10 protein-coding genes and 1 pseudogene are annotated in these 13,257 nt (G+C 42.6%); 1 reads left to right on the top strand and 10 read right to left on the bottom strand.

What is annotated here, in order from left to right; all coding sequences use genetic code 11:
* Nucleotides 1-82: 82 nt before the first annotated feature.
* The 9 genes and pseudogenes from ABC361_RS01595 to ABC361_RS01555 all read right to left on the bottom strand — a co-directional run bounded on the left by ABC361_RS01595 (nucleotide 83) and on the right by ABC361_RS01555 (nucleotide 11,389).
* Nucleotides 83-1,432 (bottom strand): annotated as a pseudogene (locus ABC361_RS01595) (transposase).
* A 583-nt stretch (nucleotides 1,433-2,015) separates the two neighbouring features.
* The gene (locus ABC361_RS01590) at nucleotides 2,016-3,098 is read right to left on the bottom strand and encodes a DUF871 domain-containing protein (protein ID WP_413072351.1); all 1,083 of its coding nucleotides are present in this window, start codon (nucleotides 3,096-3,098) and stop codon (nucleotides 2,016-2,018) included.
* Between the two features lie 12 nt (nucleotides 3,099-3,110).
* On the bottom strand, nucleotides 3,111-4,466 hold the full coding sequence (locus ABC361_RS01585; RefSeq protein ID WP_413072350.1) for a PTS transporter subunit EIIC: 1,356 nt from the start codon (nucleotides 4,464-4,466) through the stop codon (nucleotides 3,111-3,113).
* 20 nt (nucleotides 4,467-4,486) lie between these two features.
* On the bottom strand, nucleotides 4,487-5,374 hold the full coding sequence (gene murQ / locus ABC361_RS01580; protein WP_413072349.1) for an N-acetylmuramic acid 6-phosphate etherase: 888 nt from the start codon (nucleotides 5,372-5,374) through the stop codon (nucleotides 4,487-4,489).
* Between the two features lie 212 nt (nucleotides 5,375-5,586).
* Nucleotides 5,587-6,927: an acetyl-CoA hydrolase/transferase family protein gene (locus ABC361_RS01575; protein WP_413072348.1), complete on the bottom strand. Its 1,341-nt coding sequence runs from the start codon at nucleotides 6,925-6,927 to the stop codon at nucleotides 5,587-5,589.
* Nucleotide 6,928: 1 nt separating this feature from the next.
* The gene (locus ABC361_RS01570) at nucleotides 6,929-7,963 is read right to left on the bottom strand and encodes a 3-oxoacyl-ACP synthase (RefSeq protein ID WP_413072347.1); all 1,035 of its coding nucleotides are present in this window, start codon (nucleotides 7,961-7,963) and stop codon (nucleotides 6,929-6,931) included.
* Between the two features lie 12 nt (nucleotides 7,964-7,975).
* Nucleotides 7,976-9,463, bottom strand: coding sequence for a sodium:solute symporter family transporter (locus ABC361_RS01565; RefSeq protein WP_413072346.1), 1,488 nt, complete (start codon nucleotides 9,461-9,463; stop codon nucleotides 7,976-7,978).
* Nucleotides 9,460-9,879 carry a hypothetical protein gene (locus ABC361_RS01560; RefSeq protein ID WP_413072345.1) on the bottom strand — a complete coding sequence of 140 codons (420 nt, stop codon included), beginning with the start codon at nucleotides 9,877-9,879 and terminating at the stop codon, nucleotides 9,460-9,462. Before ABC361_RS01560 ends, ABC361_RS01565 begins: the two co-directional genes overlap by 4 nt.
* Nucleotides 9,880-9,994: 115 nt before the next feature.
* Nucleotides 9,995-11,389, bottom strand: coding sequence for a sigma-54 interaction domain-containing protein (locus ABC361_RS01555; protein WP_413072344.1), 1,395 nt, complete (start codon nucleotides 11,387-11,389; stop codon nucleotides 9,995-9,997).
* Nucleotides 11,390-11,477: 88 nt separating this feature from the next.
* Between ABC361_RS01555 and fabG the strand changes: the two genes are divergently transcribed.
* A complete protein-coding gene (gene fabG, locus ABC361_RS01550) occupies nucleotides 11,478-12,212 on the top strand; it encodes a 3-oxoacyl-ACP reductase FabG (RefSeq protein ID WP_413072343.1) in 735 nt (244 codons plus the stop codon).
* Between the two features lie 99 nt (nucleotides 12,213-12,311).
* Here the strand turns inward: fabG and ABC361_RS01545 are convergent, their stop codons facing one another.
* Nucleotides 12,312-13,250: an NADP-dependent oxidoreductase gene (locus ABC361_RS01545; protein ID WP_413072342.1), complete on the bottom strand. Its 939-nt coding sequence runs from the start codon at nucleotides 13,248-13,250 to the stop codon at nucleotides 12,312-12,314.
* Nucleotides 13,251-13,257 lie beyond the last annotated feature (7 nt).

Raw genomic sequence — 13,257 nt, 5'->3', positions numbered from 1 at the left:
TTTATATCTGAATCAATTTCATAAGTCTTCCTTCTAAAAAGGGGTAGAGAATCCCCTTGTAAAAAACGGCGATTAAAAAACGTTAAGCCACGTGCTTAAAAAGACGCGCATTTAGACGGTCACATGCAAGTTTGGCCCCGTTGTAGATGATTTGTGCAAAATCGACATGAAGCTTGGCTCGTTTTCCTGTTCGATAGCGGATGTTGTTCAATTGAAAGAATTCTTTCAGGTAAGCGATGACGCGTTCCACAGCGGTTCGACGTTTATAAATGATTTTCCAGGCGTTTGACCCTCGTGCCGGCGCACTGTATTTGCGCAAGTCGTTCGTCACTTTGATTTTATAGACTTTTTGGCAAAGAGAATCCTGATTCAGCGGGCAGGTTGTGGATTCTCGTGGTCGTCTATATTTAATGGTTTCATAGCTAGGATCATAACTATCGTATCGGTACGAATGTTCACGAACACACGTCGGAGCGAAATGCGAATCGAAACCGATTCGTTCTGGTTCATTTCGTCGATTATAGGCCACCACTAATCGTGCATTTTGCCGATGTACCTGCTCGTATATGGCTGGTGCGTCATAACCCGCGTCCATCGTGTAATACGTGATTGTCATGAATGGCAGGCGTTTGGCGATCCCTTTTAATAAGGGAATGGCAGCTTTCCCATCATTTAGATTACCAGAAGAGAAAAGGGATTGAATGATGTATTGACTCGTTGTACCAACCGCAAGATGGCTTTTATAACCAAACCAAAAAACATTCTTTCCTTCACTGTTTTTCTTAATTGCCCACTTTGGATCAACAGGCATTTCCTTCCGTAACCTTTCAAAAGGTTCATCGAGCTGGGCTTCAATCGTTTTTTCATAGATTGGCTAAGCGGCTTCTTTTTCTGCTTGTGCTTGAAGCCAAGCTTCTTTCAGCTTTGGGTTTACGCCCTCGTCTTTTTGGTTGTTTTTTTGCCTTCTCCTGCTTGGATGGCGCCCGATCGCGCGCTTCAATATGGGTCTCATCGATTGCCACCGTGTCGTCTGTGAGAAACCCTTCCGTAAATGCTTGAACAAGGATATCCGTTTGGATGGAGTCAAGCACATCGGTTTGTTGGATTTTCGTTACCATGCGAGAAAAAGAAGCTTCTGAAGGAACCGAATCTGACACCAAAAAGCCACAGTCCAGATGAAACTTAAGGTCATTTCGTAAGCGATGGACCAAATCTTTTATGGTTGGAATTCGTTCAAGAATACGAATCAATAAGGCGTGAATCATGGCCGCATAATTCAGACGCACAGGCGCTCCGTAATAAGCTTTTTGGACACCATAAATAGGATGGGACTGATGTCGATTGCCGAAAAAACATCATCAAATCGATGGGTGGGTTCTAACTCATATAAATCGTGCAGGTCAAATAGACTTTCTTGTCGTATAATAGCCATAGGGAGTCTTCCTCCAGTCTGAGAGTTTTGATCGTACTTAACTCATTCGACGATTTGGGGAGGTACTCCTTTTTTCGTTGTTTGAAAACCTTGGGAGACAAGGGTTAGGACTTATGAAATTCATTCCTTTAAAAAATTAATTAATTTTATGCTCTCGTATCTCGTTCATTTTAACTAACTCTTCTGCTTCCTCGCTAGGCATATAATTTAAGTAAACTTCATCTTTTCTTGCATCAATAAAAATGAAAAATGATAGCCTTATGGACCTAAACGATCAATGGCATCAAATGCTGCGCTTACTATCAATTGTCCTTATACCTCATCCACTGTGCTTATGTAATAAATAAAATATGTGTCGTTTGCAGCTATCTAGATTTAAGCTAATGAAAAAAATAGCTTAATTAACAACTGTGGCGTCTGCTAAAGCTTGAAGCGGAAAACAGAAGCACCATACACATTGCAACTAAAGCAATCATCGTATGCTTAAAACTATTCATTATTCGTCCCCCCTTTTTTCTCTTAATGTAACATACAAGATGAAGCGCTGGAAGGTTGCAAAATCACAAAAAAGAACCAGTCACACTCAAGTGATGCCTGGTTCAATCTTCATCTCTACCCATTCAATTGTAAACAATTGATTCCCTTTTATTTGTTGAAGAAGGGGACGGTCTTCCGCTATGATTCTTCCCAACACGTTTACTCGATGATCGGCGCTCAAATTTTGTTTCGTTAATTGAATCTCGCCTTGATAACGACCATAGCGCTCATTATCAATCGTGACACTTCCAATTGGACGAGCCACCGTATGAGACGGCTCAATGTACATTTGGTTCTTCTTTGCCATTCCTCTTGATTGAACAGACCGAATAACATCCCTAGCCTCATCAGGCCGATTCCCGTGTTCAACAATTTCTGGTGGAGAAGGCTGAAATGCTTTTGCCCGGAGTAGAATGACCCTTTTTTCAAAGAACAGCTGAAACTGCCGTAAACTCTGTTCACCTAACTCCGGATCACCGACAAGAACGGTTTCGACGGTTTTTTGTTGATAAAAATCCAGCCACGCAGCAAATGGGCTCCAGCTCCGATGTTCTTCAAGCGTTGGCAACCCTTCGTAAAGAGGACCACGTTTTTTATCACCAGGAATAAACGCCATTGATGTGACTCCTGCTTGCCTAAGTATTTCAGTCATTTCTTTAAGCACTTCTCTGCCTAATCCTGTCTCAGGTCGTGGATAAAAATTATGCCATGCTTCCACATGTTTAAGGGGTACCCCTACGTCTTCAAACGTTTTTAGATCCAATGGTTTAATGGTACTTGCATTTAAGACAACGTCAAATGACATAGCGAGATGCGCAACTGTTTCCGCATCAATTCCGTAATCAATTCTAAGTCCCGTTACGCCCCAATCTGTTAATGTTCCTGCTTCGGACCACGAAAGGTTCAAGTGATCCATCGATTGAGGCGAAACATCACATACAAGCTTAATCCCTTTTTGCTTCGAGAACGCCCCCAGTTGTTTTAGACGATCTGCATATAGGCTAACATCGTCTTCTGGTATGTGAAGGGAGGTAAAGAGTGTGCGGAATCCGTACTCATATAGTTTTTCTAAATAAGGGATTTGTTCTTCAATTGGTACATGAAGATAAACCGATGTACCGAGCTTCATTCTCGACCACTCCTAAATTCCTTTTGCCATCTCTTCTTTGAAGCCAAATAGATACGTAAATAAGAATCCTAAGAAATAAGCGACAGCAATTCCAATTAAATACTGTAGATAGTTCCCTTGTGCAATCAGAGGCGTTAATGATAAACCTGATACGCCAATTCCAAGTGCTCCTGTCCCGAAAGATGCTTGTATGGCTCCACCAACTGCCGCTCCCATACTCGCTGTAATAAACGGACGTCCAAGTGGCAAGGTAACGCCATATAAAAGTGGTTCCCCAATTCCCAAGAAGCCAACAGGAAGACCACCCTTGATGATGTTCCGCAAACGTTCATTTCGCGTTTTAATAAAAATCGCAATTGCCGCACCAACTTGCCCTGCACCTGCCATTGCCAAAATCGGTAATAATGTTGTAAATTCGAATGTATTAATTAACTCTAAGTGAATTGGCGTTAAGCCATGATGAAGCCCTACCATAACAAGCGGTAAGAAAAATCCAGCCATCACAGCTCCAGCAAGAGGACCACCAAACGACAGCACCGAATTTATCCCGGACGTAATCCCTTCTGCCAGTACACCCGCTACAGGCATAACCGCATAAATCGAAAGCGCTCCCACAATAATGACTGTAAATAGAGATGTGAAAATAATATCGATAGACCTTGGCATAATTTTTCGAATGTTACGCTCAAAGAAAACCATCAGCCATGCAGCAAAAATCACACCAAACAATCCACCGCGACCTGGCTGTAGCTGTTCGCCAAAGATTGTGACTTGTTCTAGTGCTGGGTTAAAGATAAACATTCCAGCAATCGCACCCAATACTGGCGTCCCGCCAAATTCTTTTGCAGTATTCCATCCTACTAAAATCGCTAAGTACGTAAACAAACCGCCGCCGAGTATCGTCATTAATAAAAGCCAAGTATGGTCTGCTGTATCGTAGCCGTAATTAATTAAAAACTGCGCCACACCGTTTATAATCCCGGATGCGACGAGCCCTGGAATAAGTGGGATAAAAATATTACCTAATCGTCTTAGAAATTGTTTAACTGGCGTTTTATTCCGCTCTTTTCGAGCAGCCAGATCCCGCTCATTTTTCTCTTCAAACGAAAGTTCTTCAGATTCACCTACAAGCTTTTTTATTTCCGCTGTTACCACATTAACTGTGCCTGGTCCAACGACAATTTGCCACGTATCGTCTTCCACGACACCCATTACCCCATCAATCTTTTTTAACGCTTCTTTGTCTACTGCATTGTCATCTCTCGCTTTAATTCGAACACGTGTCATGCAATTGGTTAGGCTTTCAACATTTTCTTTTCCACCAACATGCTTTAAAATGTCCGAAGCCATTTGTTGGTCTTTATTCATGACATTCACCTTCTTTTCGTTTAGTTCACTGCTTTTCGAATAAACCCACCTGTTTCCTGTAATTTTTCTTTTGCCTCGTCAGCCTCACACTGTAATAACAGCATCACAATGGCTGTTTTCACGTGACCATCCGCTTTTTGAAGCGCTGTGGCTGCGTCCTCGATTGAAGCGCCAGTTGCTTCTACAACAATTCGCTTCGAACGTTCCACGAGTTTTGCGTTCGTTGGCTGAACATCAACCATTAAGTTTTCATACACTTTGCCAATGCCAATCATCGAGACAGTTGAGATCATGTTCAAGACAAGCTTTTGTGCAGTTCCAGCTTTTAATCTTGTTGAACCTGTCAACACTTCCGGACCAGTTTCAACTTCAATTGCCACGCTCGCATACGTACTCATTTCAGCATCTTTGTTACAACTAATTGCAACCGTATGGGCACCAAGACGATTCGCTTCTTCCAACACCCCAATTGCATAAGGAGTTCGACCACTAGCTGCAAGGGCAACAACTGTATCGTGTTGATTGACGTTCAGTCGCTGACAATCTTCTGCACCTATCGATTTTTGATCTTCTGCGCCTTCAACCGCTTTCAAAAAAGCTCCCTCGCCTCCAGCAATGAGACCTTGAACCCGTTCAGCCGGCATATCAAATGTCGGCGTGCATTCAACTGCATCTAGCACACCTAATCGACCTGATGTTCCTGCTCCTGCATAGATAAGTCGACCACCAGAAGAAAGAGAATCTATGACAAGAGTGGTAGCTGCTTCAATCTGATCAAGTTCACGTTCAATGGCCTTAGGAACAGTCGCATCTTCTTCATTCATCAATTTTAAAATGTCATAACGACTCATTTGATCGAGCTTCATGGAACGTCTATTTCGTGATTCGGTTTGTAATTTATCTAACAACGCTTTTCACGTCCCTTCATCATTTATTTACGTTTATTATCAATCTACTGAAATTATATGTCAATATTTAAGCTAATATTATTAAAATTATATTTCAATATACACAAAATAAACCCCTCCAATATTACACTTAGACGTGTCGACATTGGAAGGGTTGCATACTATTCCTTTTATCCCTACATACTCTCTTTTTTGTGTGAAGACCTTTTCGTTTAGCGAACAATCCCTCTTTTCTTTGCTTCTAGAGCAAGTGTTTCACGAAAATCTGGATGGGCAATGGAAATGAGGCGTTCTACACGTTCATCTAGAGACGTACCTCTTAAAGAAACAGCGCCATATTCGGTCACTACGTAATCAACATCATTTCTCGATAACGTGACCGCTGACCCTTCAGCTAAAGCAGGAACAATTTTGGATTTTCGCTCTCTGTGACCTGTCTCATGATTTTTAACCATTGCCGTTGAGTACAGCGCAATAAATGATTTGCCTCCTGGACTTCGTTGCGCGCCAACTGCTGTATCCGTTTGCCCCCCGGTTCCACTATATTGTCGGTGACCGAGTGATTCAGAACTGCATTGGCCTGTTAAATCGATTTCAAGCGTTGTATTTATGGAAATCATTTTTTCGTTTTGACCGATAACAGCTGGATCATTCACCCAATTTCCATTTAACATTAATACACCTGGATTATCATCTAGAAAGCGATACAATTTGTCTGTCCCTAAAGCAAATGTAGCAACCATTCGATTTGGGTATAGTGTTTTTTTGCATCCAGTAATGACACCCGCTTCTACAAGGTCAACCATGCCATCAGTCAACATCTCTGTGTGTATACCGAGATTTTTTTTGTGCGTTAAGTTTGCGGCGACTGCATTAGGAATCCCACCAATTCCTAATTGAAGCGTTGAACCATCTTCAATATGTGTAGCAATTGCTGCACCAATCAGTTTGTCTTTTTCATTCGGTTCTGGTGAAGGAAATTGCGGAATTTGTGCATGGTGTTCGACGATGTAATCCACATCTCGAATATGCACAATCGTGTCGCCAAATGTCCGCGGCATGTTCTCATTTACTTCTAAAAGGACGATATCTGCTTGTGCCATCATCTCTCGCTCGTACGTTGCACTTAACGATAACGATAGATAACCGTTTTTATCCATTCTTGATGCACTACCTGCAAAAATGTGCACCGACCGATGTGCCAGTCGTTTCGTTCCAGCGAAGTGGAGATGGTTAGGAATATATGAAACATGTCCCACACTTTGCATATTTCGAATAGCAGGTGTATAAAACCACCCTTCCATTTTAAAATGGGGAAAATACCGTTCATTTGTAAAGTAGTCGTAATTCAGCATTGGTAAACAGGTTGAAACGGTTATGTTTCTCGCATGTTCCGCCGCCATATGCAATTGTGATAGAAACCCAATCGGCTCGGCAGCTGCCATAGCTGAAACAATATGATCTCCGTCTTTTACTAGCTTTGTTGCTTCCGATATTGATAGCCGTTTTTTTTGGTACTCATCTTGCACAGCACTCATTTGTTCTTGAATCATCTTACACCTTCTCCCCTCTCGGCCCCCAACGAATTGCACACGCCGCCCATGCATAGCCAATACCTGCAGCAACAAGCGCAACAGTGCTTCCCGGTTTTATCTTCCCTTCTTGTAATCCTAGTCTCAAAGAAAGAATTTGATCAATCTGCCCCATATGCCCATAGTCACTTAAATACGTGGTTTGTTCACTAGATAGCTCTAACGCTTCAAGCATATAACGATGCATGGAAGGCTTCATATGCAGAATCCCTAAGTAATCGATGGAGTCCCTTGTAAGGTCTGACTGTGTCAAGGCTTTATCGATACAAAGAAACCAGTTCTTCATTGAAACATCATTAAGCCGATTTTTCATGTGCTCTGGGTGCATTAACTTTAAGGTTCGATGTGCTTCATGGAAATTATGTTCGTCGATCGGATGTACCGTTCCGCCAATTTCTACACCTGCGTCTCTTGCCATCGTCCCATCTGTCATCACATAGGAACCAAGCACCTCGTTAAATGGGTGGTTTCGTTTTAAAATGATTGCGCCGCCACCAGTACTTAAGTTATAAAGCATGGAAGAAGTAGGCTCTTCATAATCAACAAGATCTCCATTGCGGTAGCCTCCAACAATTAGAACGGTTTGCAACGTTTCATCACCACTCATCATCGCCTTCGCCATCTTTATGGCTGAAATGCACGAACAGCAACGTTGCTGAACATCCATTCCCCATGCGCGAACTGCTCCGATTTGTTCTTGAATATAAATGGCTGACGTTGTTAGTGGATACTCTTTCCACTCTTCACCGATGCAAAGAATCAGGTCAATTTCCGTTGCATCAATTTTTCCGTCACGCAATGCGTCTTGCGCTGCTTTTACGCCCATTTCTTGTGTACCATCATCAATTCCAGGTATCGTTTTTTTATGAATTCCTAGTTTCGTTCGAACCGCTTCTTCTGTCCAGACACCCTTTGTCTGTTCGGAAATGTACGCTGCATCAACGGTATGCTCAGGTATATATAACCCGAGCCCGGCAATTCCAACTGCTACTGCCATTCCTATCACTCCTTATGCATCCATCACTCTCTCTATTTCTTCTGATAACGGCTCTGCTTTCGTCACATATGAGACCCCAATAAAGACGAGGATAGAAATAACCATTGCTATGGCCCCCGTATAAATTCCATGAGGCAAACTGTAAATACCTAAGCGAGCTAAAACTTCAATACTGACACTTAAAATAAGTCCCACAAGGATCGAAGCAATTGCTCCTTGCTTCGTCGCTTTTTTCCAATTCAAGCCAATGCCTAATACTGGTGCGAGAGCAGCCGCAAATGTCCCCCAACCTACAGCGCCTAAGAGCGCAATTCCTTGGTCCCCTAAATTCAATACGGCTATAACCGTAATAACGGAAATCGCAACAACCGCGTAACGCCCATATACGAGTTGCTTTCGATCAGAAAGCGTTCGTTTAAATGCAAATGGCAAATCGCGTACGACCGCAGCCGATGCAATATTAATAAACGAGTCGCAGGTAGACATAATAGCGGATGCGACACCGGCAAATACAAGACCCGCTAAAATAGGTGGTGTGTATTCTGCTACAAAAACGAGAACCGCATCATCTGGATTCGCAAGCGGTGGAATTTCACCAGTCACGACAAGGTAGCGCATGACAAGACCCACACCGATTAAGAGTAAACCACCTAATACGGCCGGTACCGCCGCTAGTGCAGGTCCCCATTTTAATTTGGTTACATCTTGAATCATATAAAGTCTTGAAACAACATGAGGCTGCCCTACAATCCCAATTGAGAGTGCAAAGAACCAGCTCATTGCGAGTATTGGCGCCACAAGTCCCCACGGACCAATAAATTCAGGCATCAGTTGCCCCATATCAGCAAACGGCGTTTCCGCAATGGTTGACTGGATATTCACGAGGCCATCGCCCACTTGTAAGGCGACAATAAAGATTACAATTGAAGCAATCGCCATGATCCCCCCTTGAAGAACACTTGTGTATGTGCCAGCCATGATTCCACCAGCCGTTGAATACACAACAATGATAAACATCCCAACCACTACACCTAACGCGACAGATGTATTAAAGATAAATGCAATAATCGTACCTAAAGCCAAAACTTGCGTGCCTAAAAACACTACGATCCCAACTAATGTAGCCACTCCTGTCAATCCACTCGCTACCCGACTGTTGTAACGATGATAAACCGCATCTGCTACCGTCATGGCACCTGTTGCTTCTGTAATTAAGCGCATTCGCTTCCCTAAAATGTAGTAAGCCATTGCAAACGAGATTGTTGTTGGAAACGTAAACCACAGCGCTCCCATACCCACACTGTATGTTAAGCCTGGACCGCCAATAAATAAGAACCCACTTAATGATGTGGCAAAGATCGCAATGGCAGAGACAAACAACCCGAGACTCTTTCCAGCAATAAAGAAGTCAGCCGATGTTTTCGTTTTCCGCATCGACCAGAACCCAATTGCAAAAATGGCAACAAGATAGAGGAGAATAATCGTTATAATTGTCGTCATGAGGCTTTTCCTCCCTTATTGGAAGCTGTCAAAAAATGTTCCCATTCTGCCCGGCTCATGCTATCTTTTTCAAAGAATACACCGTACAAAAGAGATCCAGAAAAGAAAGGCAGCAACCAAACGACATACACCATAATAAATGTGTGCATAGGAAAACCGAGTAAATACGTCGTCGGCACAACCGTGTCATCTAAGTACACCATGGACAAAAATCCACCCAACCAAATAACTAAAGTCGATACGAGCGAGAAAAAGTAACCGCTTCCAATTTTTCCGTTACGAATAGCTCCTAAACACATCCATGAAAACATGACAATTGGAAACGCAGCTGCATACAACCAAACAAGATTAAATAACAGTGCGATTAACATTAACCCCGATGTTCCAAAAAGCAATGCAATAAATCGATCATTCATTTCATTCCCTCCCTTACTAAACCTATTGCAAAAGTTGTGCCAATGATAAACCCGCAACGATTTTCTATTTCGCGAGAAAAAATGTAAGGATATCCGAACAATTGTCCGAAAATCCTTACACTTCAATGTGAAACTTTGCTAATTTTTCATATAAAGTCGTACGACTAATCCCTAATTTCTTCGCAGCTAGTTGTTTATTCCCATTTGCTTCAGCTAACGAATCAATGAGCCATTCTTTCTCTTGCATTGAAAGCCGCTCTTTTAAAGAAACCGTTGTGTTTGAAAACGTTTGCGTTAATTGGGACGGTAAATCATCAGGCATAATTCGATCATCTTCAGATAAAATAGACGCTCGTTCCAAAACATTTTCTAGCTCTCGTACATTACCGGGCCAGCTATAACGGGCAAACAACGCAAAAGCTTCTTTGGACAACTGAATACTGGGTCGCTCAAGGCGTTTTGCAATTTCCGTTAGTAGATGATTAGAAAGAAGGGATAAATCCTCTTCGCCCCGCTCTCTTAAAGGAGGAATTAAAATCGGCAGTACGTTTAATCGGTAGTACAAGTCCTCTCGAAACTCACCACGCTTCACAAGTTCAAGTAGTTGCTGATTTGTTGCTGCGATAATACGCAAATCTAACGGAATCGATTTCGTCCCCCCTACACGATCCACCTCTTTCTCTTGCAAGACCCGTAGTAGTTTTACTTGCATCGCTAGCGGCATTTCGCCAATTTCATCTAAAAAGATCGTCCCTGTGTGCGCAAGCTCAAACTTACCAGCTTTGCCTTTTTTGTTCGCCCCTGAAAAAGAACCCCCTTCATATCCAAATAATTCTGACTCTAATAAATCGCTAGGGATGGCCGCACAGTTCACTTTAATAAAGGGCGAATGGCTGCGTTTGCTTTCATTATGAATGGAGTGAGCAAACAACTCTTTTCCTGTTCCACTTTCCCCTAAAAGCAGAACAGTTGAATTCGTCTTCGCTGCTTTTTTTGCTAAATGAATGGTATTTCGAATGGGTTCTCCTGCCCCTGCAACATTCCCCCATGTATAGCGGGCACCCTGGTATTCTTTCAGCTGCGCCTTGGCATGTTTTAACGCTTCTTCTAATTTTCGGTTTTCTTCAACAAGACGAATCATTTCCCCCATATCTTGAAACAAAAGCAACCCAAATCCAAACAATACTTCTTCTTCATCATCAACAACTGGAATACGATGGACAATTGCGGTTCGACCGTTTTCAAAGGTATGCTTCCAAGCAATTTCAGCTGTTCTTGACTTTAATACGTCTGGAAAGCGACTTAATTTATCGACTTCAAGTACGGGTTTACCGATAATCTCGATTTTGGGATAGCCTAAAAAATCCGCAAAACTTTGATTGATCATCACAATTTCCGTGTTTTTTTGCAATAAAATCACCGGCACGGGAATGCGATCAAACATGCGCTCAAGCATCGTGATAAATGCTGGACTATACTCTTCTTGTTCAATTTTTTTCTTTTCCACCATGTTTTCACCACTTTCAAGATAACGCTTACATAATTGGCATCATTTTTGCATAATGAAACGTGAACATACATGAAAAGGGGTATTGATAATGACTGTCAAAAACAAAGTTGTGCTTATTACTGGTGCAGCACGCGGCATCGGTGCCGCAACAGCTAAACGGTTTCTGGAGGAAGAAGCTATTGTTATTTTAACAGATTTAGAGATGGAGCCTTTACGTAAATTGCAAAAAGAGCTAAATGGACACACGTCTGAAGTCATGACCATGAATGTAGCAGACCGAACGAATGTTAAGACACAACTACAAGCCATTATCGATAAGCACGGGCGGCTTGACGTTGTGATTAACAATGCTGGCGTAACCGCTGACGCCACATTAGGAAAAATGACCGATGAGCAGTGGGACCTCGTATTAACTGTAAATTTAAAAGGTGCTTTTATTGTTGGGCAAGCGGCAAGTGAACAAATGAAAAAACAGAAATCCGGTGTTATTCTAAACGCCGCATCCATCGTCGGTCTGTATGGCAATTTTGGTCAATCGAATTATGCTGCTTCAAAAGGCGGACTCATTACGATGACGAAAACATGGGCAAAGGAACTTGGAAAATACAACATTCGGGTAAACGCAGTGGCACCAGGGTTTATTGAAACCGAGATGACCGCAAAAATGCCAGACAAGATCTTAACACATATGAAGAACCAATCCCCATTAAAGCGTTTGGGTCAGCCCGAAGATATAGCCAATGCGTATGTGTTCCTCGCATCCGATCAAGCAGCTTTTATTAGTGGCGCCGTACTAAGTGTAGACGGAGCCGCACATATTTAACGAGATTCCCTCTCTATGTAGCGACAAAAAAAGAATCTTTATGAGTGGAAAGTCACTCATAAAGATTCTCTTTCTATTTTTTAGAAGACATTCCTTTTTCTATTCAAATGTGATAACGATTTTTCCTGAAGCATGCCCCGTTTCACTTTGTGCGTGTGCGTCTTTAATTCCTTGCTCGCTAAACGGAAACGACTGATCAATAATAACGCGAATCTGGCTTTCTTCAATTAAAGCAGCCAGCTTTTTCAACTGTTCGCCATCGGGCTCTAACCAAACCCCGTGCGCTTGAACATCATAAGACTTTGCTTCTTCTTCATCTGGCACACCAACAATGGTAACGAGGCGTCCCGTACCTTGTTTAAGCACGCTGTAACTTCTCGACTGTACGTCCCCTCCGATCGTATCAAACACGACATCTATCTCTTCAAGCTGATCTTCGAAGTTTGTTTGTTTATAATCAATCACTTCATCTGCACCAAGTCGTTTAACGAGTTCATGATTTCGCTCACTTGCTGTGGTGTACACATATGCCCCTGCATGTTTAGCAAGTTGAATCGCAAAGTGGCCGACACCACCAGCGCCGCCATGAATCAGCACCTTTTCACCTTTCTCTAACTTACCAAACGTAAATAAAGCTTGCCATGCCGTTAAACCAGCAAGAGGCACTGCAGCAGCTTCTACTGATGTTAAGTTATCTGGAATGGATGACAGTAGATGCGTATCCACTAAAGCAAATTCCGCATAGGTTCCTCGAGGTGTTGTCTCCGGTCGGGCAAACACTCGATCTCCTACTTGCCAGTCCGTTACGTTCTCTCCTACTTCCTCAATCACACCTGCAGCATCCCAACCTATAATAATTGGAAAATCCCAATCAAGCATTTCTTGTAAATACCCTTCTCGAAGCTTCCAATCAATCGGATTAATAGACGTCGCTTCCAAACGCACGAGCACTTGGTCTCGCTCTGGAACTGGACGGTCCATTTCCACCTCTTTTAATTGATCTTTTCCTCCATATTGTTGAATCGCAATTGCGCGCATTCTTGAC

Source organism: Shouchella phoenicis (genome assembly GCF_047238345.1).
Classification (GTDB): domain Bacteria; phylum Bacillota; class Bacilli; order Bacillales; family Bacillaceae_D; genus Shouchella.
The sequence above is the reverse complement of the archived record's forward strand: the minus strand, read 5'-3'. Positions and strand labels throughout refer to the sequence as shown.

What these genes read in the sequence shown, in the direction of transcription:
- ABC361_RS01585 (WP_413072350.1), bottom strand. Translation starts at nt 4,466, where the DNA reads ATGAATAAAGACCAACAAATGGCTTCGGACATTTTAAAGCATGTTGGT.
- ABC361_RS01545 (WP_413072342.1), bottom strand. Translation starts at nt 13,250, where the DNA reads ATGCGCGCAATTGCGATTCAACAATATGGAGGAAAAGATCAATTAAAA.
- ABC361_RS01590 (WP_413072351.1), bottom strand. Translation starts at nt 3,098, where the DNA reads ATGAAGCTCGGTACATCGGTTTATCTTCATGTACCAATTGAAGAACAA.
- ABC361_RS01555 (WP_413072344.1), bottom strand. Translation starts at nt 11,389, where the DNA reads ATGGTGGAAAAGAAAAAAATTGAACAAGAAGAGTATAGTCCAGCATTT.
- ABC361_RS01560 (WP_413072345.1), bottom strand. Translation starts at nt 9,879, where the DNA reads ATGAATGATCGATTTATTGCATTGCTTTTTGGAACATCGGGGTTAATG.
- ABC361_RS01565 (WP_413072346.1), bottom strand. Translation starts at nt 9,463, where the DNA reads ATGACGACAATTATAACGATTATTCTCCTCTATCTTGTTGCCATTTTT.
- ABC361_RS01570 (WP_413072347.1), bottom strand. Translation starts at nt 7,963, where the DNA reads ATGGCAGTAGCAGTTGGAATTGCCGGGCTCGGGTTATATATACCTGAG.
- fabG (WP_413072343.1), top strand. Translation starts at nt 11,478, where the DNA reads ATGACTGTCAAAAACAAAGTTGTGCTTATTACTGGTGCAGCACGCGGC.
- ABC361_RS01575 (WP_413072348.1), bottom strand. Translation starts at nt 6,927, where the DNA reads ATGATTCAAGAACAAATGAGTGCTGTGCAAGATGAGTACCAAAAAAAA.